This is a genomic window from Scrofimicrobium sp. R131, assembly GCF_040256745.1.
Lineage (GTDB): Bacteria > Actinomycetota > Actinomycetes > Actinomycetales > Actinomycetaceae > Scrofimicrobium > Scrofimicrobium appendicitidis.
In genome coordinates, this window is the sequence record NZ_CP138335.1 from 1,953,865 (window position 1) to 1,979,570 (window position 25,706).

The following is a 25,706-nucleotide window of genomic DNA, read 5'->3' on the forward strand; positions in this document are numbered from 1 at the left end:
GGGGTGGAGGTTCAGACCAACTGGACTTCCACCCCGGCTGCTACCAGCTGCTCCACCCGCTCCGGATCGGCGTCCACATCGGTGATCACCAGGTCCACCTGGTTCAGGTGGCAAATCCGGACGAAAGAACGTGCCTTCAGCTTGGCCGAGGCCGCGACCACCACCACTTTGGCCGAGCTCTTCACCAGGAGCGCGTTAATCTCCGCCTCCCCGTCGTGGTGAGTGTAAGCTCCCCCCGCATCAATCGCGTTGACCCCGAGGAACAGCACGTCGATGGAGACGTCGTCCAGCACCCGGGCCGCCAGCGGGCCAATCAGTTCGTAGCTCATGGCCCGAACCACCCCGCCGGTCAGCACCAGGCGCAGGTTCCGCCTGATCGCCAGCTCGTTGGCAATGTTGACCGCGTTGGTCACCACCACCACCTGGTGGCGTTCGTCCGAGTCCACCAGCTCCTGGCGGGTGGCCACCATCCGGGCCACCTCGGTCGTGGTCCGGCCCCCGTTGACCCCCACCACCGCGCCCGGCTCCACCAGTTGGGCCGCGCGTTCCGCGATCCGCAGCAGCGGGTCGTCCCGGTCGGCAATCTTGTACCGAAACGGGAGGTTGGTCGAGGACGGGTTCGGCGCCGCGCCCCCGCGGGTGCGCTGCAGCAGCTGCTGGGCCGCCAAATGATCCAGGTCGCGCCGGACGGTAGCCGGGGAAACTCCCAGCTCCTGCACCAGTTCGTCCACCCGGACCGAACCGCGTTCGGTGACCAGGTCCAACAGCGCCGTCAGTCTTGCAAGTCGTTCCATCATGCCTTCTTCATTGAAACCAAGACCGGCTCGGGTACCAGCTGTACCCCAAATTTATCCGCCACCCGCCGCTGAATCTCGGTGGCCAGCGCCATCACATCGGTGGCTTTGGCGCCGCCGCGGTTGGTGAGCGCCAACACGTGCTTGGTTGACAGGCTGGCCGGCGCGCCCGCGGGATACCCCTTGGAGAAACCGGCGTGGGCGATCAGCCAGGCTGCCGACAGCTTGACCAGGCCCGGCACGACCGGGGCCTTCCCGGCAATTGAGTTCACCAGCGAGCGCTGCTCAACCGGGAAGCGGGGCGCGTCCGCGGGCAGCTCCACCGCCTCGTCCACAATCGGGTTGGTGAAGAACGAGCCGGCGGACCAGGTGTCGTGGTCGCTGGGGTCCAGCACCATCCCCTTGGACCGGCGCAGGTCCAGCACGGCTTCGCGCACGCGCGCGCTGGGGGCCCGCTCCCCCAGGTTGATTCCAAGGTGGTCGGCCAACTCGCGATAGCGGACCGGAGATGAGAGCGAGGCGTTTCGCAGCTGGAACTCGGCCTCCAGCACCACCCAGCGGCCCGTCGGCCCCCAGAGGCGCCCGCCCCCGGCTCGTTCACTAACCAGGGAGCGTTTCAGGACCGAGTCGCGGTAGCCCAGGTGCAGGTCAAACAGGGCGAGCTGCTCGATCCGGCCGGTGAGGCGATCCAGCACCCGGACGGAGGCCAGCGTCTCCGCCACCTCCTGGCCGTAGGCACCGATGTTCTGGACCGGGGCTGCCCCCACGGTCCCGGGGATCCCGGCCAGCGCCTCCACGCCCATCCAGTCCTGCTGGACGCAGTAGGCGGAGAAGTCATCCCAGTTAGTCCCGGCACTGACCCGGACGGAGTTGCCCCCGCACCCGGAGGAGTCGACCACGGCGATGTCCTGACTCAGGTCGCGAATCACCACGCCGGGGAAGCCCTCATCGGCCACCAGCAGGTTTGAGCCGCCCCCGAGGACCAGCACCGGCTGACCCTCCCGGTCGGCCGTCCGCACCGCCTCAGCGAGCTCCTGGGGGCCGTTAACGTCGACCAGCGACCCGGCGGGTCCCCCGATCCGGAACGTAGTCAGTTCAGCCAGATTAGTCATGGGTACATTATCCCCCAAAGCACAAAGCCCCGACCACTGGGGTCGGGGCTGGCAGAACTGCGACTAGCGAGTTTCGCGGTGCAGAGTCGAAGCGTTACACCTGGGGCAGTACTTCTTCATCTCCAGGCGATCCGGGGTGTTCCGCCGGTTCTTCTTGGTGATGTAGTTACGCTCTTTGCACTGCGTGCAGGCCAGAGTGATCTTCGGACGAATATCCTTCGAGTTGCTTGCCACTGTCGTTCCTCACGTTTTCACTTTGATCCAGCCTGAACTAGAACCTTGCTGGCGTGTTACTGACACGATTACCTCATGAGAGGCTATCATGCACGGCAGCCCAAACCAAGGAATTTTTGATGGGATTACTGCCACATCGAAGAGCATTTGGCGAGCCCCAAGAGGGACCCGCCAAATTGCATATCGGTAGCGGGGGCGGGACTCGAACCCGCGACCTTACGATTATGAGTCGTACGCTCTAACCGGCTGAGCTACCCCGCCGCAGCATTCCCAGCTTGGGATACCAGAGCCCCGAAAGGGAATTGAACCCTTGACCTTCTCCTTACCATGGAGACGCTCTGCCGACTGAGCTATCGGGGCGACGTGAGAACTCTACCGGTCGAAACCGGCCAGTGCAAACTGGCTGAGAACTCAGTCCAGGACCTCTCGGTCCAGTGGCGGAAGAGGGATTTGAACCCCCGAAGCATAACGCGGCTGATTTACAGTCAGCTCCCTTTGGCCGCTCGGGCATTCCGCCGTTTGCACCGGGATTACCGGTGCCCGATGAGCGTATCAAAAGTCGCGTCTAAAGTTCCACTTCGCCGACAGTGGCATACGCAACGTCGGGCTACACTGGAGCCTATGGCTGACTCATCATTTGACGTGGTTTCAAAACTCGACCGGCAGGAAGTGGACAACGCCGTCAACCAGGCGGCCAAGGAGGTGTCCCAGCGCTACGACTTTCGCGGGGTGGACGCCTCGATCGAGTTCAAAGGCGACACCATCACGCTGGAAGCCAACACCGCCGAACGGGTCAACGCGGTGCTGGATGTGCTCCAGAGCAAGCTGGTGCGCCGCGGGGTGTCGCTGAAGGTCCTGGACCTGGAGGGGCGCGAGCCGCAGGTGTCCGGGAAGATTTACCGGCTCCCGATCCCCCTGAGAGAGGGCATCTCCTCAGAGAATGCGAAAAAGATCACCAAGCTGATCCGGGATGAGGGACCTAAGGGCGTAAAAGCGCAGATCCAGGGCGATGAAGTCCGGGTCTCATCCAAGTCCCGCGACGCCCTGCAGGATGTGATCGCGCTCCTGAAGAACGCGAAGCTGGACGTCGCGCTGCAGTTCGTGAACTACCGCTGAGCCTGCGCCCGCAGGCGGGCAATCCGATCCTCCATCGGCGGGTGGGTGGAGAACAGTTTCGCCACCCCCTGGCCCCGGAACGGGTTGGCAATCATCATGGATGAGACCGTGTCGTGGGCCGGGTTCGGGGCCATCGGCGCCGCACTCACCCCGCGCTCGATCGTCTCCAGGGCCGAGGCCAAGCCCAGCGGATCCTGGGTCAGGGTGGCTCCGTCGGCATCGGCCGAGTACTCCCGGGTGCGGGAGATTCCCAGCTGCACCATGGTGGCGGCAATCGGAGCCAGAATCATCATCAGGAGCCCGGCAATCGGGTTGCCCCCGCGCTCGCGGCCCCCAAAGATGAACGCAAACTGGGCCAGCGACGCAATCAGGCCACCAATCGCCGAGGCGACGGAGGCGGTCAGGATGTCGCGGTTGTAGACGTGCATCAGCTCGTGCCCCAGGACCCCGCGCAGCTGGCGCTCGTCCAGCAGCTGCAAGATTCCCTCGGTGCAGCAGACAGCCGCGTTCTTCGGGTTCCGCCCGGTGGCAAACGCGTTCGGGGTTTGCGAGGGGGCAATCCAAATGCTCGGGGTGGGCATCTCCATGCGGGCGGACAGGTCCTCCACGATGGCGTACAGGCCGGGGGCCTGCTCCCGGGTGACCGGGTAGGCCCGCATCTGACGCAGAGCCAGCTGCGCCGAGTTCCAGTAGGTGTACAGTGTGGAGGCCAGCCCCAAGCCAGCGAACACCCAAATCCAGGTGGCGCTGCGAGTGGCCCCGGCGATAATGCCCCCCAGGATCAGCAGGATTCCCCACATCACCAGGAACAGCACCAGCGTCTTCAGGCTGTTTTCGACCCGTCTCATTGCTTGTAACCCGTGTAGTCGTCGAAGCGTTCGGGGGCGCTCGGCTTGCCCAGCTCGCCCGGTTCGCCGATGAGCGTCTCCGGCCGGCCCTCGCCGCGCGCAATCGTGGTCATCGCCAGGCGCGACACCACCTTGACCCGCTCCCGGATCCCCCCGGTCCGCGGCAGTTCACCAAACTCAGAACCGAGCTCCCGCTCGTAGGCGTCCAGCATCTCCCAGCCGTCCCAGGTCACCACCGGCACCCCGCGGGCCTCCAGCATGGCCAGCAGCTGCTCGGGCGAGCCGGTGGAGGTCAGCACCCCCGCCTCGGCGTCGGCCACCAGGTTGGCGATGGTCTCCTGGGCGTCGGACTTGGTGGACCCGATCAGCCCCACCGGGCCGCGCTTGATCCAACCGGTGGCGTACAGGGCCGGAATCACCTCGTGTGAGCCCGGCTCCTCCAGCACCCGTCCCCCAGCGTTCGGGACCACCCCGCGAACCGGGTCGAACGGGGCGCCGTCAATCGGCGAAGAGTAGTAGCCGACCGCCCGGTAGACGGCCTGCACCGGCCACTCGTGGAACACGCCGGTGCCGCGGACGTTGCCGTCCCCCACCAGCTCGGTTCGTTCGGTGCGCAGGGCCCGGACGTTGCCGTCCTCGTCCGCCAGAATCTCCACCGGCGCCTCGAACAGGTGCAGGTGGATCCGGCGGGAAGCCTGGTGCTTCTCCGGGTCGACCGACGCGTACTGGGTCAGGGTCTTGACCACCTGCCGCTGCTGGTTAGAGCTGCGCAGGGCCTCCTCCGACCCCTCGTCAAAGTCGAAGTCTTCCTCTGAGATGATCAGGTCGACGTCCGGCACCTTGCCCAGTTCCCGCAGTTCCAGCGGGGTGAACTTGACCTGAGCCGGACCGCGGCGCCCAAAAATGTGAACGTCGGTGACCGGGTTGGCCACCAACCCCTCGTACACGTTCGGCGGAATCTCCGTCGGCAGCAAATCCTCCGGATGCTTGGCCAGGATCCGGGAGATGTCCAGCGCCACGTTGCCCACCCCGAGGACCGCCACCTCCTTGGCGTTCAGCGGCCAGGTGCGCGGGTAGTCCGGGTTGCCGTCGTACCAGGAGACAAAGTCGGCGGCCCCGTAGGACTGGGGCAGGCCGATCCCGGGAATGTCCAGGGGCGCGTCGCGGTCGGCCCCGGTCGCAATAATGACCGCGTCGTAGTTCTCTTCCAGCTCGGCAAACGACACGTCCAGGCCCACCTCGACGTTGCCGAGCAGGCGAATGTCCCCGCGCTGCAGGATCTTGTAGAGGGCGACGATGATCTGTTTGATGCGCGGATGGTCGGGGGCGACGCCGTAGCGGACCAGACCGTAGGGAGCGGGAAGCCGCTCAAACAGGTCGATCGAAACGTCTAATCCCGATTTGGACAGAATATCCGAAGCGTAGATTCCCGCCGGTCCGGCGCCAACGACTGCCACTTTCAGGTTCACGGTACTCGATTCACTAGCTAGACGACAGAGGCTATTCTAGTCAGCCCCGAGCCGCTTTGCCGCCGCGCGTTGGCAGGATCACAGCTAGACTTTGCGGTCGACCATCTGCGCTGCAAAAGCCAGCAGCGCGGTCTTCGCCTCCGAATCGGGCAGCGGGGCCAGGGCGTCCTCGGCCGCTTTCGCCCAGTCGCGGGCCATCTGCCGGGTCTCTTCCAACACCGGGTGGGCGCAGATGGCGTCCACCACCTCGGCCAGCGCCCGATCCGAACTCAGGTCGGTGTCCAGCAGGGCCAAAATGCGCTGCGAGTCGGCGTCCTCCCGGCGGCGCAGCAGCAGCACCGGCAGGGTGTCCACCCCTTCGCGCAGGTCGGTTCCCGGGGTCTTCCCGGACAGCTCCCGCGGGGAGGTCAGGTCCAGGACGTCGTCGGCAATCTGGAAGGCCACACCGATCCGCTCGCCAAACTCCTCGACGATCCGGGCGTGCTCTTCGCTGGCGCCACCGTGCATCGCCCCCAGGTAGGCCGCCGCCGCCACCAGGGCGCCGGTCTTGTCGGCCAGTACCTGCAGGTAGAACTCCACCGGGTCGTCCTGCGCGGTGGGGCCAAAGCTCTCGTTCAGCTGCCCCTCGCACATCCGCTCAAAGATCCGAGCGTGGTAGCTGACCGTCTCCGGCCCCAGCTCAGCGGTCAGCAGCGAGGCGCGCGCAAACAGCACGTCGCCCGCCAGGATGGCCCGGTTGTTCCCCCACAGGTGCTGGGCCGAATCCACCCCGCGCCGGGTCGGAGCCGAGTCCATCACGTCGTCGTGGTACAGCGACGCCAAATGGGTCATCTCTACCACGACCGCGGCTTTGATCACCTCGTCGCGCGGCTCGTCCTGGCCCAGCTGGGCACTGACCAGGGTCAGCACCGGCCGCAACCGTTTGCCGCCGGCCGAACTGAGGTGTCCGATCAGCTCGGACACGAAGCCGCGGCGAGAGGAGGTGGATTGGACCAGCAAGTTCTCAACATGCTCCATCCCCGCCAGGACACGTTCTTCCAAGGCGGGGACGGAAAGATCAAGCGCAGTTGTCACGGGAGAGCAATAACTATCTGTGAGAGGACGTCCAGGATCGGTCCGGGCACCACGCCGAGCAGCACGGTCAGGACTGCGGCGATCGCAATAGCTGCGGCCGACAGGCCCTCCGAACTCACCACCGTGGTTCCCTCTTCCGGCTCCTGCAGGAACATGTAGGAGATTACCCGGAAATAGAAGACAGCGGTAGCAGCCGAGGCGACCAGGGCGATTCCGACCAGCCAGCCGAGCCCGCCGCTAATACCGTTGGCGAACACGACGAACTTCCCGACGAAGCCTGAGGTCAGCGGAATCCCCGCGAAGGAGAGCAGGAACACCAGCATGGCGAGGGCGGTCATGGGCGAACGCTTGCCCAGACCCTTCCACAGACGCAGGTTGGTCGCCTGTCCCCCGATGTTGCCGTCCGCATCCTTGACGCGGACCACCGTGACCACCCCGAAGGCGCCGATGGTGGCGACGGCGTAGGCCAGCAGGTAGAACGCGATCGAGCCGGCCGAACCCTTGACCAGGGAGATCACCCCGATCAGCAGGAACCCGGCGTGGGCAATCGAAGAGTAGGCCAGCAGGCGCTTGATGTCCTTCTGGACCAGACCGCCGACGGTGCCAACCAGGATGGTCAGCGCCGCAATCACGGCGAACAGCATCCGGAAGTCCCACTGCAGCGGGCCGACCACGATCTGGTAGAAGCGGACCATGGCGCCGAAGGCAGCAATCTTCACCCCGGCGGCCATAAAGCCGGTGATCGAGGTGGGTGCGCCCGTGTAGACGTCCGGAGTCCAGGCGTGGAACGGCACCGCCGCCACCTTGAACAGCAGCCCCACCATCACCATGAAGACGCCGACCACCAGCAGCCACTCCATGTTGTTGAAGGCCGGGATACCCGCCGCGATCTGCGAGAAGTCCAGGGACCCGCCGGAGTAGCCGAACAGGAGCGCAGCCCCCATCAGGAAGAACCCGGAGGCGAAGGCGCCCAGGATGAAGTACTTCATGGCGGCTTCGTGGGACTGGCCGCGCCGACGACGCGAGGTGGCCGCCAGGATGTAGAGCGGCAGCGACATCACTTCGAGGGCCACGAACATGGTCAGGAGCGACTCGGTGGCCGGGAAGACCATCATGCCCCCGACGGAGAACAGCAGCAGCGGGAAGATTTCCGAGCGCTGGTACTTCTTCGCGATCGACAGGGCTTCCTCACCGGAGCCGGGACGGTCCGCGGGCTGCGCGGCAAAGTCGCCGTCACCCAGTTCGGTCCGGTCCGCCATCACCAGCATCGCCAGCAGGGCGACCAGCAGCAGGATCACCTGCAGGCCCACCGACCAGGGGTCGGAAATGTACTGCCCGGTTTGGCTGGAGCCGGCCACGGCCCCCTTCCACTGCAGCGCCGCTGTCACCAGGCCGGCGATCAGGACCAGGACGGTCCAGACCACGTTGACCCGGCGGCGGCTGCGACGGGGAGCGAAAGCCTCGATCAGGACGCCGACGACGGCTCCACCCAGGACCACCACCACCGGCAGCAGAATCATCCAGTCGATCGCCGGAGCGGTGAAGTTTTGTAGGTTCACTTTCAGTTCCCTTCGTCCACAGTCACGACGGTCGGTTCAGCCACCTGGGACAGCGAGTTGACCAGCGGGGCGGACCAGATGCCCAGCGCCAGCATGCCCACCAGGAGCGGGGTAATGGCCAGCTTCTGCACGCCGTTCAGGTCGGGCGCGTCCTCCAGGTCGGCCCGTTTCGGGCCGGTGAACATCCGCTGGTAGGGCAGCAGGATGTACATGGCAGCCAGCACGATCCCGAAGACCGCGAAGATGGCCAGCGGAATGTTGACGCTGTAGGTTCCCATCAGGACCAGGTACTCGGGCACGAAGCCGGACAGACCCGGCAGCGCGATCGAGGCCATCCCGGCAAAGAGCCAGGTCCCGGCCAGGACCGGGGTCACCCGCTGCATCCCGCGGTAACGGGCGATCTCTTGCGAGCCGCCTCGTTCAATCAGGAAGCCGGAGATGAGGAACAGGGCCGCAATCGACAGGCCGTGCGCCACCATGTAGAACATCGCGCCCGTCAGCGCCACCTGCGAGCCGATGAAGATCCCCAGCACCATGAACCCGAAGTGGGACACGGAGGTGAAGGACACCAGCCGGAGCAGGTCCTTTTGCCCGTTGGCCGCGAACCCACCCCAGAGGATGGAGACGACCGCCAGCACCAGAATGGTCCAACGCGAGGCGTAGGCCGCATCCGGCACAAAGGTCAGGCAGAGGACGATCATCCCGAAGGTACCGATCTTGTCCAGGATCCCCACCAGCAGCACGGAGGTGCCGGGGCGGGCAGCCGCGGCGGTGTCGGGCAGCCAGGTGTGGACCGGGACCATCGGAGCCTTGATCGCGAAGGCGATGAAGAACGTGATGAAGATGGCCATCTGGATCCCGAACGCCGTCTGCGGCAGGACCGCGGCCAGCGTGTCGTAGCGGAACAGGACCCCGTTGAACCCGGAGTGTCCCGCCGACGAGTAGATGGTCACCAGCCCGCCCAGCATGGCGAGCCCGCCCACCAGGGAGTAGATCAGGAACTTCATGGCGGCGGCCCGGCGGTTCTCACCGGTCCCGTAGCGGCCAATCATGAAGTACAGCGGCAGCAGCATCGCCTCGAAGGCCAGGTAGAAGACCACCACGTCGAAGGCCGCGAAGATGACGATGATGAAGGCGTACAGCAGCAGGATCAGTGCGGCGTAGCCCCCTTCAAATCGACGATCGGACGAGGCGGGGGTGGCCAGCAGCACCAGCGGCACCAGGACCGCGCTCAGGAGGATCATCACCAGGCCGAGCGCGTTCACCGCGAGCGACCAGCTGACGCCGAGCGGGGCAATCCAGCTGGCCGACTCGAACAGCTGGTAGGCCGAGGCGGCCGTCCAGTCGAACTGGAACGCGACCACAATGGCCAGCACCAGCTCCACCAGGGAGACCGCGATGGCGAACTCGCGTCCCCGCGCCCGCAGGCTCGGGACGAGCCACAGGAGGAGGGCACCCAGGGCCGGAACGGCCACCAGGATGCTCAGAAGTGGGAACGAGCCCTCAATCATCTGTAATTCCATGATTCTCCCCTACAGCCTAAATCCAAGGACGACTGCCAGTGCGATGACAACCCCGCCCAGAATGTACCCGGCGTACGCCCGCACGTATCCGCTCTGAGTCCAGGCGACCAGTCGACCCAGCCAGTTGGCGAACCGACCGACCGCGCCGACGGTCCCGTCGATGCCGTACTGGTCCGCCGCGGTGACACCCTTCATCAGGGCCACGCTCGGAGCCATGAAGACCGCCTCGTTGAACCGGTCCTGGTAGAAGTCCTGCCGGGCCGCCCGGACGAAGGTGTTGCCTTCGGGAACCGCGACCGGCACCTCGCGCTTGGCAAACATCCACCAGGCGATGACGGCGGCCACGATCACCAGAACCGTGGTGCCCACCTGGATGAACCAGACCGGAACCACCGGTTCGGCGTGGACGGTCTCACCCACGGACGGAGCCAGCCAGGTGGTGAAACGCCCACCGGCCAGAGCCCCACCCAGGAAGATGGAGAACAGGGCCAAGATCACCAGCGGCACGGTCATAATCGGCTTCGACTCGTGCGGAGTTTCATCGTCCCAGCGGGCCTTCCCGTGGAACGTCATGAAGTAGAGCCGGGACATGTAGAAGGCGGTGATGCCGGCGGCGATCATGGCGATCGAACCGTACACCCACCCGATCCACGGGGTCTCAGCGTGACCGAAGTTGCCGGCGGCGAACGCGGCCTCAATGATCCGGTCCTTCGACCAGTAGCCGGAGAACGGCACGATCCCCATGATGGCCAACCAGCCGGCGGTAAACGTCAGCCAGGTCACCTTCATCACCTTCGAGAGCGCCCCGAAGCGACGCATGTTGACCCCGTCGTTCATGGCGTGCATGACCGAACCGGCCCCCAGGAACATCAGCGACTTGAAGAAGCCGTGCGTCAGCAGGTGGAAGATCGCGAACGCCCAGCCGACCGGGCCGAGCCCGGCACCCAGCATCATGTAGCCGATCTGGGACATGGTCGAGGCGGCCAGCACCTTCTTGATATCGTCCTTCGCCGTCCCAATCAGGGCCCCGACGAACAGGGTGATCACGCCGACCACGGCCACCGCGGTCATCGCCACCGGGGCGGCCAGGAAGACCACGCCGGAGCGGACGATCAGGTAGACGCCGGCGGTCACCATCGTGGCCGCGTGGATCAGGGCCGACACCGGGGTCGGGCCCGCCATGGCGTCACCGAGCCAAGCCTGCAACGGGTACTGGGCGGACTTGCCGGTCGCAGCCAGCAGCAGGAACAGGCCGATCACGGTGGCTTGGCCTTCTGAGACGGTCGGGATGCCCGCGTTCACCACTTCGAAGTTGACGGAGCTGAAGTTGGCCACCATCGCCATCATCGCGATCAGCAGCCCCATGTCGCCCACGCGGTTCATGATGAACGCCTTCTTGGCGGCGGTCGCGTTGTCGGGCACCTGGTTCCAGAAGCCGATCAGCAGGTAGGAGCTCAGGCCCACGCCCTCCCACCCGAGGAACAGGGTGGCGTAGGAGTTGCCGAGCACCAGGATCAGCATCGACGCGATGAAGAGAGACAGGTAGGCGAAGAAGCGCCGGCGGTCCGGGTCGTGTTCCATGTAGCCAACCGAGTAGACCAGGATCAGCGAGCCGACCAGGGTCACCAGCAGCACGAAGGTCATGGACAGCGGGTCCACCAGGGTGCCGAAGTTGACTTGGAAGTCGCCGGCCGGAATCCAGGAGAACAGGTCCAGACTCAGGCGCCGTTCGGCACCCGGCAGCTGCAGCATTTGCCAGAAGATCACGGCGGCCAGAACGAAGCTGAACCAGGAGGCGGCCACAGCCAGCCAGTGCCCCCAGCGATCGGCCCGTCGACCTAGGACGAGGAGCAGGGCGGCCACGATCCCGGGAACCAGGAAGAGCAGGTACGCATACGCTGCCGGCCCGGTGGCCTCACCCACAGTACTAGCTAAAGTCATTTCTTGCCCTTCCTAGTTCCGCAAGCTCACGATGTCGTCCAGGTCGGTAGTGGCCCGAGACTTGAAGATGGCGACGATAATGGCCAGGCCGACTACCACCTCGGCCGCTGCCACCACCATCACGAAGAAGGCCATGACTTGCCCTTCCACCGTTCCCAGGATCCGGGAGAAGGAGATGAAGGTCAGGTTGGCGGAGTTGAGCATCAGCTCCACCCCCATCAGCGAGATGATGGCGGACTTGCGCACCACCACCGTCACGGCGCCAATCGCAAAGAGTACCAGTGCGAGCGCGATGTATAACGCGAGACTCACTTGTCTTCCTCCTGTCCCAGGTCGGATTGGAAGGTCTGGTGCAATCCGGTGGGCGCAGCTTTGCCGCCCATCCCCCAAGCTTGCGACTGGGGCACCTTCGGTGCCGAACTCCACATGGTTTGGTCACGTCGACCCGCCTTGACCAGCTGCAGCGCTTCCGCCGCTTCGGGCGAGACGGCGCCGATGGGCTGCTCGAGGCCGCGCAGACGCAGAACGCGCGGAACCGACTCGGGCACCGGCGCCAGGGTGTCGCCGGCAATGGCCGGGGTGCCGACCGCGTTCGAGTGCGCGTAGACGCCGGGGGCCGCCTGCTGGCCGGGGTGAACCCCCTTGACCCGGAACTCGGTCATCCGCGCATCGGCCGTGTTGATCTGGTTGAACTTCACGCCCAGGCGATCCGAGTGGGTCAGGAGCACGGCTCCGACCGCGGAGGTGATCAGCAGCATGGCTGCCAGCTGAATGGTGAACCAGTGGTTCTGGAACAGCGAGACAGCCAGCGAGGTGATCGGGGCGCTCGAGTACGGGTCGAGGCCGATCGAGCCGGACCCCACCACGGTCGAGTGCAGCAGCGCGCCCACGGTCAGGACGGCCAGCGCCACCCCGAGGACAACGGCGAAGATAATGTACCCGCGCCGCTGCTCCCGGAAGCCGTCGGAGGCTCCCAGGCCGATCATCATAATGACGAAGAGGAACAGCATCATGATGGCGCCCGTGTACACGATCACCTGCACGGCCCCGTTGAACGGAGCTTGCAGCGCGAAGAACAGGACGGCCATTCCCAGCATCACCGCCACCATGCACAGGGCAGAGTAGGCGGCCTTGCGGAACATGAGCACGCCGAGGGCCGCGACGATCATGATGACCGCGCACGACCAGAACAGCAGCGCCTCCCCCAGGCCGGACATTTCCGGCCAAGCAATTACCGAGTTCACTGTTCGGCTCCTTCGTCCACGGCCTTGGCGGTGGCCAGGGTCGGCTCGTCGGGACGGTGCTCGCGCACCCATTCGATCTGCTCCCGGGTAGACCCCTTCACTTCACCGCGGTAGTAGTCCCCATCGCTGAGGCCCTTGACCATCGGGTGCGGGGCAGCCACGGCTCCTTCGGGCACCTCGGCCAGCAGCATCTTCTTGTCGTAGATGTCGTCCAACCGGGTGTACTCGGCCAGCTCGAAGTCGTTGCCCATCGTCAGGGCGCGAGTCGGGCAGGCCTCGATGCAGTAGCCGCAGAAAATGCAGCGCAGGTAGTTGATCTGGTAGACCCGACCGAACCGCTCCCCGGGCGAGTACTGCTCGTCGGGGGTGTTCGAGGCGGCCTCGACAAAAATAGCGTCGGCGGGGCACGCCCAGGCGCACAGCTCGCAGCCGATGCACTTTTCCAGGCCGTCCGGGTAGTAGTTCAACTGGTGGCGCCCGTGGAAGCGGGGCTGAACGAACGGGCCCTCGAACGGGTACTGCTCCGTCACCGTGGGGCGGAACATGGAGCTGAAGGTCACCCCGTAGCCGGCCACCGGCGCAAAGAACTCACCAATTGGCCCCTTGGGGTCCTGCTCATACCGCAAGTTTTCACTCATCGGAATCCTCCTTGGTAGCGGTGACCGGAACCCGCCCGGCACGCGGTGAGGGCGGCAGTGCCTGCCCGGGTAGGGGCGGCACCGGGTATCCGCCCGCGAAAGCGTCGAACTCTCCCGGTTCCTCCTCGACCTTGGGCTTGCGATCGGTCAGCCAGAAGGCCAGGAACACGACCACGACCAGGACGCCGATGATGACGCCCATGATGGTCGGCAGGGAGGCTCCCGACCAGAGGCGGACGCCCTGCAGGACCGAGACCATCACCAGCCAGACCAGCGCGATCGGAATCAGGATCTTCCACCCGAGCTTCATGAACTGGTCGTAGCGGAAGCGCAGCAGCGTGGCGCGGGTCCAGATCATGAAGAACATGAACAGCCACACCTTGAGGATGAACCAGAGCATCCCCCACCAGCCGCCGGACAGCGCCGGAATCAGGTTGAAGGGGAACGGCGCGTGCCAACCACCCAGGAACATGGTGGTCGCGACGGCCGAAACGTTCAGCATGTTGATGTACTCGGACAGGTAGTACCAGCCGAACTTCATCGACGAGTACTCGGTCATGTGTCCGGCCACCAGCTCGCCTTCAGCTTCGGGCAGGTCGAAAGGCAACCGGTTACATTCACCCACCATTGAGATGACGTAGATGACGAAGGCCGGGAACAGCGGGATCACCCACCAGAACGGCTTCTGCGCGGAGACGATTTCCGAGGTGGACATCGAGCCGGACATCAGGAAGACCGACACCAGGGCCAGGCCCATGGACAGCTCGTAGGAGATCACCTGGGCCGAGGAGCGAACCGCGCCGTAGAGCGGCAGGGTCGAGCGGGCCGACCAGCCACCCAGGACGATGCCGTACAGGCCCAGCGAGGTAATCGCCAGAATGTACAGCGCCGACACGGGCATGTCCGCCACCTGCAGCGGCGTCGAGTGACCGAACATGTTCACGTTCGGTCCCATCGGGATCACTGCCATCACCGAGAAAGCGGTGAACGCCATGATGGCCGGGGCCAGGAAGTAGAGGAACTTGTCGGCGCGCGACGTCCAGATATCTTCCTTGAACAGCAGCTTGCCGGCATCAGCCAGAGCCTGGAACAGCCCGAAGGGGCCGGCCACGTTCGGGCCGGGGCGGGTCTGCATCCGACCCAGTCCGCGCCGTTCCACCCACAGCGCCATGATCACCGAGAGAATCAGGTAGACCACGATGAACAACGCTTTGATCAGCGTCAGCCACCAGGTTTCTTGAGAGAAGTCGGCCGGGATGGGCTCAGCCGACATTAGGGCCAGATTCATTTGCTCAGACCTCCGCTACTGCGGCGACGCTCACCGCGCTGCCGGCTGTGCCGACTTCGGAATGGACCCCCGCGCCCAGCGAGCACTCGGGCAGCCACAGGGTGCCCTCCGTGATTTCGCGGGACTCGATGGGAAGCGTGATCGAACCGCGCTCACCCGTGACCGTGACCTGCTGGTCTTCGGCCAGGCCGAGGCGTTCCATCGTGGCCGGGGAAACCAGGGCCACGGGAACGCGGGCGGAGTTCGCCAGGTGGTCGGCCCCGTCCAGGAGGCGACCCAGGTCAATCTGCACCTTGTGGAAGGTGAGCGTGAGCTGATCGGAAGCGGGAGCGGAGGGCGCCTCGTGCGGCACCGCGGTCCGGGCCCCGCGCCAAACCATCAGCGGGTTGACTTCCGCGTACAGGTCCGGCAGGGTTTCGACCCCCAGGTCGACTCCCATTTCCTTCGCCAGCATGTTCAGCACCAGGCGATCGGTCAGGCTGCGCGATGCGTAGGACTGGCCGAAGGGACGCAGGCGACCCTCCCAGTTGATGAAGGTGCCGTTCTTCTCCACTGCCGGGGCCACGGGCAGAACCACGTCGGCCAGCTCGGTCAGTTCAGAGCGACGCACCTCCAGGCTGACGACGAAGCCGGTCCGCTCGATGGCGGCCCGAGCCGCCGCCGGGTCGGCCCAGTCACGCAGGTCAATCCCGCCCAGGATCAGGGCGTCCAGCTCACCGGCCAGCATCTGCTCGGCCGACAGACCGGGGGTGGCGGGAATCTGCTCACCCCACGGGAGGGACTCGCGAGCTTCCGCGTCCTCCACCGGACGACCGAAGGGCAGCAGGTTCGGCAGCAGGCCCGCCTCCACGGCCGCGCGGTCACCGGAGCGCCGCGGGACCCACTGTAGTCGAGCTCCGGTCTTAGCTGCCAGCGACGCCGCCGCCGACAGCAGACCCGGGGTGCGAGCCGCCCGCTCGCCGACCAAAATGATCGCGCCTTCAGCCAGTTCCACCTGCTCCAGAGCGGCTACTTCCGCTCCGGGAGCCGCCGGAATCAGCTGGGCAGAGAGCTTCTCGGACCCGCGGGTGAGGAACGGGGCCACCGTCTTCACCTTGACACCCTTGCGCAGTCGCAGGAAGAGCGAGCCGCACTCGTCTTCGGGCTCCAGGGCCACCAGCAGCACCTCGGGTGCCCGCTCGACGTCCTGGTAGGTCACTCCCAGACCCTGGCCGGCCACGAGGGCCCCCAGGAACTGAGCTTCCTCGTCGGACTGTTCGCGCCAGCGAGCATCAATGTTGTTGGTTCCCAGCACCCGCCGGGCAAACTTGGACCAGGCCCACGCATCCTCAAAGGAGAGGCGACCGCCGGGCAGCAGCCCCACCTTGCCGGTGAGGTTCCGCGCCACGCGGTCCAGCGCATCGGACCACGAGGTCGGGACCAGCTCGCCGTTTTCGCGCACGAGCGGGGTCCGGAGGCGATCCTCCAGGTCGGTCCAGTGGAACGCGAACCGATCCTTGTCGGTAATCCACTCTTCATTCACTTCCGGATCGTTCCCGGCCAGGCGGCGAACCACTTCGCCCCGGCGAATGTCGACCCGAATGGCCGAACCGGAGGCGTCGTGCTCGGTGACGGACGGGGTGGACACCAGGTCGAACGGGCGGGCCCGGAACCGGTACGAGGTCGCGGTCAGCGCCCCGACCGGGCAAATCTGAATGATGTTCCCCGAGAAGTACGAGGCGAAGGTGCGGCCCGACAGGTCGCGCTCCGACTCGCGTTGGGGACCGGCGTAAACCGAGGAGATGATCCCCTCCTGCCCGTAGGGGCCGGAGATGTCGGTTCGGCCGGGGCCTTCCACGCCGGGAACGTAGTAGTCCAGCACCTCGGCGTCAAACGTGCCGACCTGCTCACCCATGAAGGTGTGATCGTCGGTCGGGGCGGTCCCGCCGCCGCGGCCCTGCAGGTCCAGGAACGCATCCCCGGGGATTTCCTTGGCGAAGCGGACGCAGCGCTGGCAGAGGATGCAGCGGTCCCGGTCCAGCATGATCTGGGAGGTGAGCCGCATCGGCTTGGCGTAGACGCGCTTGGCATCGATGAAGCGGGAGGTGTCCCGGCCCTCGGTCATGGCCTGGTTCTGCAGGGGGCACTCGCCGCCCTTGTCGCAGATCGGGCAGTCCAGCGGGTGGTTGATCAGGAGGAACTCCATGATCCCCTCCTGGGCCTTGTAGGCCACTTCGGAGGTGTGCTGGGTTTTGACCACCATTCCGGGGCTAACCGGAATAGCGCAGGAGGGCTGCGGCTTGGGCATCATCCGAATCGAACCGTCCGGGCCGGGCGTTCCCACCTCGACCAGGCACTGACGACAGGCGGCCACCGGCTTCAGCAGCGGGTGATCACAGAAACGCGGGATCCGCACCCCGGTCTGTTCGGCCGCGCGGATGATTAGCGTCCCCGGCTCGACCTGAACTTCAACGTCATCAATTGTCAGTGAGACCAGCTCGTCGCTCATCGCGCACCTCCTTTAGCAAAAATCGTTGACTTCTCGTAGGGGAAGAGTTCCCAGGCCGGCGTGTGCAGGCCCGCCTCGAACTCTTCGCGGAACCGCTTGATCCCGCTCATGATCGGCGTGGCGGCCGCATCACCCAGAGCGCAGAAGCTGCGTCCGAAGATGTTGCCGGCAATTTCGTCCAGCAGGTCGATATCTCCCGGGACCCCCTTGCCCGCCTCGAGCCGCAGCATGATCTGCTTGATCCAGTAGGTGCCTTCGCGACACGGGGTGCACTTGCCACAGGACTCGTGCTGGTAGAACTCGGACCACTTGAGGATGGTCCGCACCACCGAGGTCGTCTCGTCGAAGACCTGCAGCGCGCGGGTGCCCAGCATCGAGCCGGCCGCCGCCACCCCCTCGTAGTCGAGGGGAACGTCCAGTTCCTCCTCGGTGAAGATCGGGGTGGAGGACCCACCGGGTGTCCAGAACTTGAGCTGGTGACCGTCGCGCACGCCGCCCGCGTATTCGAGCAGCTCACGCATGGTGATCCCGAACGGAGCTTCGAACTGACCGGGGTTGTTCACGTGACCGGAAACAGAGAAGATCCCGCAGCCCTTGGACTTTTCCGTCCCCATGGTCGTGTACCAACCTTCGGGGTGCCGGAAAATCAGCGCCACGTCGGCGATCGTCTCCACGTTGTTGACCACGGAGGGCCGCTGGTACAGGCCCGCCACCGCCGGGAACGGGGGCTTCAACCGCGGGTGACCGCGTCGGCCTTCCAGCGAGTCCAGCAGCGCGGTTTCCTCGCCGCAGATGTAGGCGCCGGCCCCCGCGTGGGCGGTGATCTTCAGATCGCCGAGCAGCCCGGCGTCCTCCGCCTCGTGAATCGCTTCCAGCAGTCGGCGGTAGACGTGCACCACTTCGCCGCGCAGGTAGATGAACGCGTGGTGGCAGTTGATCGCTCGCGAGGCGATGGCCACGCCCTCGACCAGCAGGTGCGGGTCGGCCATCAGCAGCGGCATGTCCTTGCAGGTGCCGGGCTCGGATTCGTCGGCGTTCACCACCAGGTAGCGGGGTTTGCCGTCGTCGGGGGGCAGGAACGACCATTTCAGGCCGGTCGGGAAGCCGGCGCCACCGCGCCCACGCACCCCGGCCGCCTTGATCAGCTCGGTGATTTCCCCGGGTTCCATCTCTTGGGCCCGAGCCAGTCCCTCGTAGGCACCGGCTTTCCGTGCCGAAGCCAGCGTCCAGGATTCGGGCTGGCCCCACCGGGCGGTCAGCGCCGGGGTGAGAGTACCGGGTTCGGTAAAGACGCTCACTTGCTGTCTCCCTTCAAAACGGGTGCTTCCCACCCGTGCTCGCGGGCCACTTCCAGTCCACGCTGGGACGGGCTGCCCGCAGACGGTCCCTGGTTGGCCAGGTCGTCACGGAACCCGGCCAGAGTCCGGCTGACCTCCTTGAAGGTGCGGAGCTGGTCGGGGCCGCGAGTGGGGGCCACCGGCTCCCCGGCCTGCAGCTTGTCCACCAGCGCCACGGCCGACTCGGGGGTCTGGTTGTCGAAGAACTCCCAGTTGACGATCATCACCGGCGCGTAGTCGCAGGCCGCGTTGCATTCGAGGCGTTCCAGCGTGATCTTGCCGTCAGCGGTGGTCTCGTCGTGCTCAATCTGGAGGTGCTCGGAGAGGGCCTCGTAGATTTCGTCGCCCCCGAGGATCCCGCAGAGCGCGTTCGTGCAGACCCCGACGTTGTACTCGCCGTTGGGGTGGCGTTTGAACTGGGTGTAGAAGGTGGCGACCGCGGAGACCTCCGGGCGGGAGATGTCCAGCAGTTCGGATGCCAGCGCCACCCCGTCCGCGCTCACGTAGCCCTCCACCGACTGCACCAGGTGCAGGATCGGCAGCAGGGCGGAGCGGGCGTGGTCAGACGGGTAGCGCGCAATGATTTCAGCGGCGTCCGCACGCAGACGCTGTTCAACCTCGGCGGAAAAACTCATCGGTCTACCCCTCCTGCGACGGGATCGAAGGATCCCAGAGTCACGACTACGTCAGCCAACTGCCCGCCAACCGTGGCCATCGACAGGGACTGCAAATTGTTGAATGAGGGGTCCCGGAAGTGGACGCGGAACGGGCGCGTGCCCCCGGTCGACACCAGGTGGACCCCCATGATGCCCTTGGCGTGCTCAATCTCTTGGAACACCTGCCCGGCCGGGACCCGGAAGCCCTCGGTCACCAGCTTGAAGTGGTGGATCAGGGATTCCATCGACTGGCCCATGATGTTGGCGATGTGAGCGAGGGAGTTGCCCTGCCCATCGGCCCCCACGGACAGTTGCGCCGGCCAGGCGATCGACTTGTCGGCCACCATCACGGGCGCGCCGTCGGTCTCCTCCAGGCGGCGGAGGACCTGCTCGACAATCCGCAGCGACTGGTAGCACTCGTCAAAGCGCACCAGCGTCCGGTTGTAGGCGTCCGAAGAGTCGTAGGTGGGCACGTCGAACTCGAAGTTCTCGTAGCCGCAGTACGGCTGGTCTTTCCGCAGGTCGGTGGGCAGGCCGGCGGCCCGCAGCGACGGTCCGGTCATGGACAGCGCCATCATGGCGGACAGCGGCATGTAGCCGACGCCGATGAAGCGCTGCTTGAAGATCGGGTTTTGCAGCGTCAGGTCCTGCATCTCGCCAATGTCGCGCCGCACCTTGGGCAGCAGCGAGCGGATGTAGTCCACGGTGCCCTCGGGCAGATCCTGCGCAACTCCGCCGGGGCGGACGTAGGCGTGGTTCATCCGGAGGCCGGTGATCCGCTCGAAAATCCGGAGGATCTCTTCGCGACCACGGAAGCCGATCGTCATCATGGTGGTGGCGCCCAGCTCGTTGCCGCCGGTGCCAATGGCAACCATGTGCGAGGCGATCCGGTTCAGCTCCATCATCAGGACCCGGATCAGGGTGGCGCGTTCGGGCGCCTCGACCCCGAGCAGCTTCTCAACCGCCAGGCAGTAGGCCACCTCCTGGAAGAAGGGCGCCACGTAGTCCATCCGGGTACAGAAGGTCACGCCCTGGGTGAAGGTGCGGAACTCCATGTTCTTTTCGATCCCGGTGTGCAGGTAACCGATGTCGACCCGGGTCTCCCGGACGGTCTCGCCGTCCAGCTCCAGGACGACGCGAAGCACGCCGTGAGTCGAGGGGTGCACCGGGCCCATGTTGAGGACGACCCGCTCGGTCGAAACCTTGCGAATCTCCTCAAGAATGTCTTCCCAGTCCCCGCCTTGCGCAATGACGTCGGTAAAGTCGTCGAGGTTGACCTCTTCGGCCCCCTGGGCGGCCTGTACTTTCATATTCATTAGTTGTACGACCTCCGTGTGTCGGCGGGCGGAACGGTGGCTCCCCGGTACTGGACCGGAATCCCGCCGAGCGGGTAGTCCTTCCGCTGGGGGTGCCCCACCCAGTCGTGGGGCATTTCGATCCGGGTCAGGGCCGGGTGACCGTCAAAGACGATCCCCATCAGGTCCCACGCTTCCCGTTCGGGCCAGTCGTTGCCCGGGTAGATGTCCACGATCGAGGGGATGTGCGGATCCGCATCCGGCACGGCCACCTCAAGCGAGAGGGAACGGTTGTGCGTGAAGGACCGGAAAGTGTAGAGGCCGTGCAGTTCGCGTCCCACGTCTCCGGGGTAGTTCACCGCGGAAACCCCGAGGCACATTTCGAACCGCAGGTCCTGGTCGTCACGCAGGTGGCGGGCAATCCGGCGCAGGTGCTCCCGCGTCACGAAGATGATCAGCTGGTCGTGCTCAGCCACCACCTTTTCAATCGCCTCACCAACCGGGACCCCGTCCACGGCCAGCAGCTCTTCCAGGATGTCGACGACGGAGTCAAACCAGCCGCCGTAGGGGCGAGCCGACTCGCCCGGCAGGGTGAAGGTCTCAACCAGGCCGCCGAACCCGGTGGTGTCGCCCGCGTCCTGGACCCCGAAGGAGCCCTGCTGAACTCGGATGACCTCCGGCTCGGCAAAGCCGCGCACCGGCGCCTGAACTTCCTTGTCGCCGGTGGGCTGAAGATCATTGCTCATGCCAGCAGTCCCTTCATCTGGTGGGTGGGGGTCGCCTCGAGCGCGGCCTTTTCGGCGGCGCGGGCAATCTTCTCCCGGTTGGCGCCCAGCGGCTCCTTCCCGATCTGCTCACGCAGGGTCAGGATGGCGTGGATCAGCGCCTCGGGTCGGGGCGGGCACCCCGGCAGGTAGACGTCGACGGGGACGATGTGGTCGGCCCCCTGCACGATCGCGTAGTTGTTGAACATGCCGCCGGAAGAGGCACAGGCCCCCATGGAGATCACCCATTTGGGTTCGGGCATGGAGTCGTAAACGTTGCGGACAATCGGAGCCATCTTCTGGCTGACGCGCCCGGAAATAATCATCAGGTCGGAGTGACGCGGCGAGGCGCGGAAGACTTCCAGCCCGAACCGAGCCATGTCGAACCGGGGGGTCCCGGCCGCCATCATCTCGATTGCGCAGCAAGCCAGCCCCATCGTGACGGGGAACTGGCTGTGCTTGCGCGCCAGTCCCAACACGTTTTCAACACTGGTGAGGGCAATCCCCGACGGGAGTTGTTCTTCGATTCCCACTGTGGCCTCCTCAGGTCCAGTCCAAGCCTTCGCGGCGGAGTTCGTAAATGAATGGCACGGTGATCAGCCCAATGAACAGAACCATGGAGATCAGACCGAAAACGCCAACGTCGGCGAAGGTCACCGCCCACGGGTACAGGAAGACCACTTCGATGTCGAAGACGATAAACGTCATCGCCACCAGGTAGTACTTGACCGGGAAGCGACCGTCTTCGATTCGCTGTGGACCCGGGTCGATCCCGCACTCGTAGTTCTGTGCCTTGACCTTGCTTCTCTGTTTGGGCCCAAGAATGGCTGAAGCGCCCAGACCGCCCAATGACACCAAGAGGGCCACGGCTCCCATGATGAGGAGCGGCACATATGGATTAGTCATTTTCTCTCCTGATCCTCATACTTTGCTCACCATCTTTGTCAGCCCGGTGATTAGGCGATCATCGACATCCCCGCCAGAGCGTTCGAAGCCATCTGACAGCAGTTTATTGACCAGCTTCATCAGCCGACGCCGTGGCAGGCCATAGTAGGTGCAAAATCGCATGATTTTTGGATTCTCAATCAGCGCGACAAAGACCCGACCCAGCGAGTAATACCCGCCGTACTCGTCAGCTAATTGCTGCGGGTAGGCGGACAACGCCCGGTCGAAACTGAGCTCGGTGGGCCGCGACAGACCCTGCAGGGCAGCCTGCGCCAACAGCCGTCCGGCCTTGAGCGCGGGCGCAATCCCCTCGCCGTTGAATGGGGACACCATCCCGCCGGCATCGCCGACCAGCGCCAGCCCGTTCGAATAGTGCGGCTTGCGGTTGAAGGACATCGGCAGGGCGGCACTGCGCAGGGGCCCCACCTGGTTTTCCGGGGTGAAGCCCCAGTCTTCCGGCAGGTGGTGCGTCCACTGTTGGAACACTTCCTTGTACGGCAGCTTGGTTGCCTGCGAGCGGGAGGACACGGAGCCGAGGCCCACGTTGACCAGGCCGTTTCCCACCGGGAAGATCCACCCGTAGCCGGGAAGGAGCTCGGATTTGCCCGGCTCGCCGTTCCACAGTTCGAGGTGGGACTCCATCCACTGGTCGTCGGCGCGAGGCGACCGGAAGTAGGTCCGCGCCGCCACCCCGAGGGGGCGGTTCTGCTTCTTTTCGATTCCCAGGGAGGTGGCCAGGCGGGCCGCCACCCCGCCGGCATCGACGATGAGCTTGCCGGTGGCGGTGACTTCGCGTGCACCGGCCCCGCGGCCCACCCGTGCCCGAACCCCGGTCACGCGTCCCAACGAGTTGGTGACCGCCTCGTACACCAGGTGGCCTTCGGCCAGCCGGGCCCCGGCGGCAACCGCGTGCTGGATCAGCTCGTGATCCAGATCCATCCGCGGGCGAGCCAGGCCGTAGCCGGGCAAAGTTTTCTGGTCGGGCCACTCGAAGTAGAGGTCGTTGCCGCCACCGATGACGTGCAGCCCGCGATTGTGGATCCAGGAGGAGGTGTCCACCCCCATCAGCGTCAGTTCGCTGACGGCAGCCGGCGTCAAACCATCGCCGCAGATCTTGTCCCGCGGCATAGTCGACTTTTCCAGTACGAGGACGTCTACGCCCGCCTTGGCAAGATGGTAGGCCGCGGATGCACCACCGGGGCCCGCCCCGACGATGATGACATCAGCGTGCTGGTCATCCGCCAATTTTGCTCCTCATAGTTTTGTGTGCCCCGAGGGGCACAGGCGTCCGCGAACAACTTACCCGGCTGTACGGTAAACCGCTAATCTGTGGCTGTTCCACGCCGATTCGGCAGACCTAAGTCCCGATTAAGATAATCCGCTTGTTGCTTAATAAGCCTTATGCGCCCGATGGAGAGCAACTATGCCTCCGGACAGGTTCTTGAACTGCACGTCTTCCCAGCCCGACTGCTGAATCATCTCGCCCAGGTGCTGCTGCCCGGGCCAGGCCAGAATCGACTCGATCAGGTAGTCGTAAGCCACCTCGTCCGAGGAGAACGCTCGCGCCACCGGGGGCATCACCCCACCCAGGTAGAACCGGTAGAGGCCGTCAAAGAACCGGTTGGTCGGCGAGGAGAACTCGGCAATCACGAGGCGCCCGCCCGGCTTGGTCACCCGAAGCATCTCGGTGAGCGCGGCGGGAACGTCGGCCACGTTCCTCAGCCCAAAGGAAATGGTCACCGCGTCGAACTCGTCATCCGCGAACGGCAGGTCGGTGGCGTTGCCCTCAACGAATTCGAGTTCGGGGTAGCGCTCCTGGCCGACCGCGATCATCCCGGGCGACAGGTCGCAGGCCACCACGGAGGCGCCGGTGCGCGCAATCGCGTGCGCGGAAGTGCCGGTCCCAGCCGCCAGGTCCAGAATCCGCTCCCCCGGTTCGGGTGAAATGGCCGACACAGTTGCCCGCCGCCAAAGGTGCACCTGTCCGAGGGATCCCAGGGAGTTCATCAGGTCGTAACGACTGGCAACATGGTTGAACATGGAGGCCACCTGGGAGGGTTCTTTGGCCAGGTCGGCGCGCAGCGGGTCATTGGTCATGGCTCCCATTGTTGCACCATGCGCGTTCACCTCGCCAAGTTAGTCGATATCATGACAGAAACGAGAGGAGACGGCCATGGAACCCGAGCTGTTTGTTCGAATCGAGCGGACAACCACGACCGACCTGCTGTCCCTGGTCCCAAGTGAACTGCTGTGCTGGATCGGTCCGGACCGGAAACTGGTGGGCTGGGGCGAGGCCCTGAAGATCGAGTTCGTGGGAAATCACGCAATCCGCGATGCCGCCCGCCGGTGGGATGACCTGGTGGACCACTGCGTGCTGACGGACCTGGCGAACTCTGAGCTGGCTCGCAGTGCCCCGATCGCACTGGCCTCGTTCGGCTTTGCCGCCCACACCCCCGGATACCTGATTGTCCCCAAGGTGCTGCTGGTCCAGGAGGGCGACGAGACGCTGATCATCACCGCCTCGACCGAGGGGCCGGCCGAAAGCGCCCCGGAGCTGACCCGGCACGAGTTCTCCACCCCGCAGGGGCTGTGGACCGACCCCGGCCGGATGACGCAGAGCCAGTGGCTGACGGCGGTGCGGCGCCTGACAAACCTGCTGCAGGCCGGGGCCGCCTCGAAGGTAGTTCTGACCCGCGACATCGTGGTCTCGGCCGCAACCGAGATTGACGAACGCTTCCTGGTTCAGCGGCTGACTGAGCTGTACCCGACCACCTGGGTGTACGCGGTGGCGGGCCTGGTGGGAGCCACCCCGGAAATGCTAGCCGCGATGAACGGCACCTCGGTGGTTTCGCGGGTGTTGGCCGGCACCTCCGCCCCGGGCCAGGGGCAGGAACTGCTGGATTCCCTGAAGAACCGGTCCGAACACCACTTTGCGGTCGAGTCGGTGGCCCGCGCCCTCGCCCCCCGGGCCGAGAAACTGAACGTCCCGACCGAACCGAAGCTGCTGGATCTGCCCAACGTCACCCACCTGGCCACCGACGTGACCGCGGAAATCAAGGACGCGAACGTGCTGGACATTGTCGACGCCCTGCACCCAACCGCCGCGGTCTGCGGCACCCCGACCAAGCTGGCCTTCGACATCCTGGAGGACCTGGAGGGCACCCAGCGTGGGCGCTACTCCGGACCGGTGGGGTGGATCGACGCGTCCGGGTCGGGCGAGTTCGGCATTGCCCTGCGCTGCGGACAGATCGAAGGCAACAGCATTCGGGTCTTTGCCGGGGGCGGGATTATGCCCGACTCGATCCCCGAGGTGGAACTGGCCGAAACGCGCGCCAAGATGCGCCCGGTACTGGAAGCACTGGGACTGGAAGACTAGGCACA

General features: G+C 65.4%; 24 protein-coding genes and 3 tRNA genes. 2 read left to right on the forward strand and 25 right to left on the reverse strand.

The genetic code is table 11. The features are described from left to right. Window positions 1-11 precede the first annotated feature (11 nt). From SAC06_RS08975 to SAC06_RS09000, 6 genes are all read right to left on the reverse strand, one after another. Complete coding sequence (locus SAC06_RS08975; RefSeq protein WP_350257961.1) at window positions 12-794, reverse strand: DeoR/GlpR family DNA-binding transcription regulator; 783 nt, start codon at window positions 792-794, stop codon at window positions 12-14. Next, entirely contained in the window at window positions 794-1,906 is a 1,113-nt protein-coding gene (locus SAC06_RS08980) for a UDP-N-acetylmuramate dehydrogenase (RefSeq protein ID WP_350257962.1), read from the reverse strand. The genes SAC06_RS08975 and SAC06_RS08980 overlap by 1 nt, the downstream gene beginning before the upstream one ends. Before the next feature lie 63 nt (window positions 1,907-1,969). Then, window positions 1,970-2,140: a 50S ribosomal protein L33 gene (gene rpmG / locus SAC06_RS08985; protein WP_350257963.1), complete on the reverse strand. Its 171-nt coding sequence runs from the start codon at window positions 2,138-2,140 to the stop codon at window positions 1,970-1,972. Between the two features lie 187 nt (window positions 2,141-2,327). Further along, window positions 2,328-2,401: transfer RNA gene (locus SAC06_RS08990), tRNA-Met, on the reverse strand. Window positions 2,402-2,427: 26 nt separating this feature from the next. Then, a tRNA-Thr gene (locus tag SAC06_RS08995) sits at window positions 2,428-2,500 on the reverse strand. A gap of 75 nt (window positions 2,501-2,575) precedes the next feature. Further along, window positions 2,576-2,657 (reverse strand) — tRNA-Tyr (locus tag SAC06_RS09000). Window positions 2,658-2,761: 104 nt separating this feature from the next. Between SAC06_RS09000 and SAC06_RS09005 the strand changes: the two genes are divergently transcribed. Continuing rightward, window positions 2,762-3,256 carry a YajQ family cyclic di-GMP-binding protein gene (locus tag SAC06_RS09005; protein ID WP_350257964.1) on the forward strand — a complete coding sequence of 165 codons (495 nt, stop codon included), beginning with the start codon at window positions 2,762-2,764 and terminating at the stop codon, window positions 3,254-3,256. On the opposite strand, the gene SAC06_RS09010 is transcribed toward SAC06_RS09005, so the two are convergent. The 19 genes from SAC06_RS09010 to SAC06_RS09100 form a co-directional block, all read right to left on the reverse strand. Further along, a complete protein-coding gene (locus SAC06_RS09010) occupies window positions 3,247-4,104 on the reverse strand; it encodes a M48 family metalloprotease (protein WP_350257965.1) in 858 nt (285 codons plus the stop codon). The genes SAC06_RS09005 and SAC06_RS09010 overlap by 10 nt on opposite strands. Next, window positions 4,101-5,573: an FAD-dependent oxidoreductase gene (locus tag SAC06_RS09015; RefSeq protein WP_350257966.1), complete on the reverse strand. Its 1,473-nt coding sequence runs from the start codon at window positions 5,571-5,573 to the stop codon at window positions 4,101-4,103. The genes SAC06_RS09010 and SAC06_RS09015 overlap by 4 nt, the downstream gene beginning before the upstream one ends. 84 nt (window positions 5,574-5,657) lie before the next feature. Beyond that, on the reverse strand, window positions 5,658-6,590 hold the full coding sequence (locus SAC06_RS09020) for a polyprenyl synthetase family protein (RefSeq protein ID WP_350259182.1): 933 nt from the start codon (window positions 6,588-6,590) through the stop codon (window positions 5,658-5,660). Between the two features lie 53 nt (window positions 6,591-6,643). Continuing rightward, window positions 6,644-8,206: an NADH-quinone oxidoreductase subunit NuoN gene (gene nuoN / locus SAC06_RS09025; protein WP_350257967.1), complete on the reverse strand. Its 1,563-nt coding sequence runs from the start codon at window positions 8,204-8,206 to the stop codon at window positions 6,644-6,646. A 2-nt stretch (window positions 8,207-8,208) separates the two neighbouring features. After that, on the reverse strand, window positions 8,209-9,717 hold the full coding sequence (locus SAC06_RS09030) for an NADH-quinone oxidoreductase subunit M (protein WP_350259183.1): 1,509 nt from the start codon (window positions 9,715-9,717) through the stop codon (window positions 8,209-8,211). 21 nt (window positions 9,718-9,738) lie between these two features. Beyond that, window positions 9,739-11,670, reverse strand: a complete 1,932-nt coding sequence (nuoL, locus tag SAC06_RS09035; RefSeq protein ID WP_350257968.1) for an NADH-quinone oxidoreductase subunit L — start codon at window positions 11,668-11,670, stop codon at window positions 9,739-9,741. Between the two features lie 12 nt (window positions 11,671-11,682). Continuing rightward, window positions 11,683-11,982, reverse strand: coding sequence for an NADH-quinone oxidoreductase subunit NuoK (gene nuoK / locus SAC06_RS09040; protein WP_350257969.1), 300 nt, complete (start codon window positions 11,980-11,982; stop codon window positions 11,683-11,685). Then, entirely contained in the window at window positions 11,979-12,914 is a 936-nt protein-coding gene (locus SAC06_RS09045; RefSeq protein WP_350257970.1) for an NADH-quinone oxidoreductase subunit J, read from the reverse strand. The genes nuoK and SAC06_RS09045 overlap by 4 nt, the downstream gene beginning before the upstream one ends. Then, the gene (gene nuoI, locus SAC06_RS09050; protein ID WP_350257971.1) at window positions 12,911-13,552 is read right to left on the reverse strand and encodes an NADH-quinone oxidoreductase subunit NuoI; all 642 of its coding nucleotides are present in this window, start codon (window positions 13,550-13,552) and stop codon (window positions 12,911-12,913) included. Before nuoI ends, SAC06_RS09045 begins: the two co-directional genes overlap by 4 nt. Next, window positions 13,545-14,840 (reverse strand): NADH-quinone oxidoreductase subunit NuoH, encoded by a 1,296-nt coding sequence (gene nuoH, locus SAC06_RS09055; RefSeq protein ID WP_350257972.1) that lies wholly within the window; start codon window positions 14,838-14,840, stop codon window positions 13,545-13,547. The genes nuoI and nuoH overlap by 8 nt, the downstream gene beginning before the upstream one ends. 4 nt (window positions 14,841-14,844) lie before the next feature. Continuing rightward, complete coding sequence (locus tag SAC06_RS09060; protein ID WP_350257973.1) at window positions 14,845-17,328, reverse strand: NADH-quinone oxidoreductase subunit G; 2,484 nt, start codon at window positions 17,326-17,328, stop codon at window positions 14,845-14,847. Then, window positions 17,325-18,626 carry an NADH-quinone oxidoreductase subunit NuoF gene (gene nuoF / locus SAC06_RS09065; RefSeq protein ID WP_350257974.1) on the reverse strand — a complete coding sequence of 434 codons (1,302 nt, stop codon included), beginning with the start codon at window positions 18,624-18,626 and terminating at the stop codon, window positions 17,325-17,327. The genes SAC06_RS09060 and nuoF overlap by 4 nt, the downstream gene beginning before the upstream one ends. Further along, window positions 18,623-19,300, reverse strand: a complete 678-nt coding sequence (gene nuoE / locus SAC06_RS09070) for an NADH-quinone oxidoreductase subunit NuoE (RefSeq protein WP_350257975.1) — start codon at window positions 19,298-19,300, stop codon at window positions 18,623-18,625. The genes nuoF and nuoE overlap by 4 nt, the downstream gene beginning before the upstream one ends. Beyond that, window positions 19,297-20,631, reverse strand: a complete 1,335-nt coding sequence (locus SAC06_RS09075) for an NADH-quinone oxidoreductase subunit D (RefSeq protein WP_350257976.1) — start codon at window positions 20,629-20,631, stop codon at window positions 19,297-19,299. The genes nuoE and SAC06_RS09075 overlap by 4 nt, the downstream gene beginning before the upstream one ends. Window positions 20,632-20,636: 5 nt before the next feature. Further along, window positions 20,637-21,362, reverse strand: a complete 726-nt coding sequence (locus tag SAC06_RS09080; RefSeq protein WP_350257977.1) for an NADH-quinone oxidoreductase subunit C — start codon at window positions 21,360-21,362, stop codon at window positions 20,637-20,639. After that, window positions 21,359-21,913, reverse strand: a complete 555-nt coding sequence (locus SAC06_RS09085; RefSeq protein ID WP_350257978.1) for an NADH-quinone oxidoreductase subunit B family protein — start codon at window positions 21,911-21,913, stop codon at window positions 21,359-21,361. The genes SAC06_RS09080 and SAC06_RS09085 overlap by 4 nt, the downstream gene beginning before the upstream one ends. 10 nt (window positions 21,914-21,923) lie before the next feature. Then, complete coding sequence (gene ndhC, locus SAC06_RS09090; protein ID WP_350257979.1) at window positions 21,924-22,286, reverse strand: NADH-quinone oxidoreductase subunit A; 363 nt, start codon at window positions 22,284-22,286, stop codon at window positions 21,924-21,926. Between the two features lie 15 nt (window positions 22,287-22,301). Further along, window positions 22,302-23,570 carry a geranylgeranyl reductase family protein gene (locus SAC06_RS09095; protein WP_350257980.1) on the reverse strand — a complete coding sequence of 423 codons (1,269 nt, stop codon included), beginning with the start codon at window positions 23,568-23,570 and terminating at the stop codon, window positions 22,302-22,304. Window positions 23,571-23,714: 144 nt separating this feature from the next. Next, complete coding sequence (locus SAC06_RS09100) at window positions 23,715-24,422, reverse strand: demethylmenaquinone methyltransferase (protein ID WP_350257981.1); 708 nt, start codon at window positions 24,420-24,422, stop codon at window positions 23,715-23,717. Between the two features lie 76 nt (window positions 24,423-24,498). On the opposite strand from SAC06_RS09100, the gene SAC06_RS09105 reads away from it, so the two are divergent. Then, window positions 24,499-25,701 carry an isochorismate synthase gene (locus SAC06_RS09105; RefSeq protein ID WP_350257982.1) on the forward strand — a complete coding sequence of 401 codons (1,203 nt, stop codon included), beginning with the start codon at window positions 24,499-24,501 and terminating at the stop codon, window positions 25,699-25,701. Window positions 25,702-25,706: the final 5 nt, after the last annotated feature.

Bases quoted from the DNA above. Each gene is read 5' to 3' on its own strand.
- SAC06_RS08975 (WP_350257961.1), bottom strand. From the start codon at position 794: ATGGAACGACTTGCAAGACTGACGGCGCTGTTGGACCTGGTCACCGAA.
- SAC06_RS08980 (WP_350257962.1), bottom strand. From the start codon at position 1,906: ATGACTAATCTGGCTGAACTGACTACGTTCCGGATCGGGGGACCCGCC.
- SAC06_RS09005 (WP_350257964.1), top strand. From the start codon at position 2,762: ATGGCTGACTCATCATTTGACGTGGTTTCAAAACTCGACCGGCAGGAA.
- SAC06_RS09010 (WP_350257965.1), bottom strand. From the start codon at position 4,104: ATGAGACGGGTCGAAAACAGCCTGAAGACGCTGGTGCTGTTCCTGGTG.
- SAC06_RS09020 (WP_350259182.1), bottom strand. From the start codon at position 6,590: ATGGAGCATGTTGAGAACTTGCTGGTCCAATCCACCTCCTCTCGCCGC.
- SAC06_RS09030 (WP_350259183.1), bottom strand. From the start codon at position 9,717: ATGATTGAGGGCTCGTTCCCACTTCTGAGCATCCTGGTGGCCGTTCCG.
- nuoL (WP_350257968.1), bottom strand. From the start codon at position 11,670: ATGACTTTAGCTAGTACTGTGGGTGAGGCCACCGGGCCGGCAGCGTAT.
- nuoI (WP_350257971.1), bottom strand. From the start codon at position 13,552: ATGAGTGAAAACTTGCGGTATGAGCAGGACCCCAAGGGGCCAATTGGT.
- nuoH (WP_350257972.1), bottom strand. From the start codon at position 14,840: ATGAATCTGGCCCTAATGTCGGCTGAGCCCATCCCGGCCGACTTCTCT.
- SAC06_RS09060 (WP_350257973.1), bottom strand. From the start codon at position 17,328: ATGAGCGACGAGCTGGTCTCACTGACAATTGATGACGTTGAAGTTCAG.
- nuoE (WP_350257975.1), bottom strand. From the start codon at position 19,300: ATGAGTTTTTCCGCCGAGGTTGAACAGCGTCTGCGTGCGGACGCCGCT.
- SAC06_RS09075 (WP_350257976.1), bottom strand. From the start codon at position 20,631: ATGAAAGTACAGGCCGCCCAGGGGGCCGAAGAGGTCAACCTCGACGAC.
- SAC06_RS09080 (WP_350257977.1), bottom strand. From the start codon at position 21,362: ATGAGCAATGATCTTCAGCCCACCGGCGACAAGGAAGTTCAGGCGCCG.
- ndhC (WP_350257979.1), bottom strand. From the start codon at position 22,286: ATGACTAATCCATATGTGCCGCTCCTCATCATGGGAGCCGTGGCCCTC.
- SAC06_RS09100 (WP_350257981.1), bottom strand. From the start codon at position 24,422: ATGACCAATGACCCGCTGCGCGCCGACCTGGCCAAAGAACCCTCCCAG.
- SAC06_RS09105 (WP_350257982.1), top strand. From the start codon at position 24,499: ATGGAACCCGAGCTGTTTGTTCGAATCGAGCGGACAACCACGACCGAC.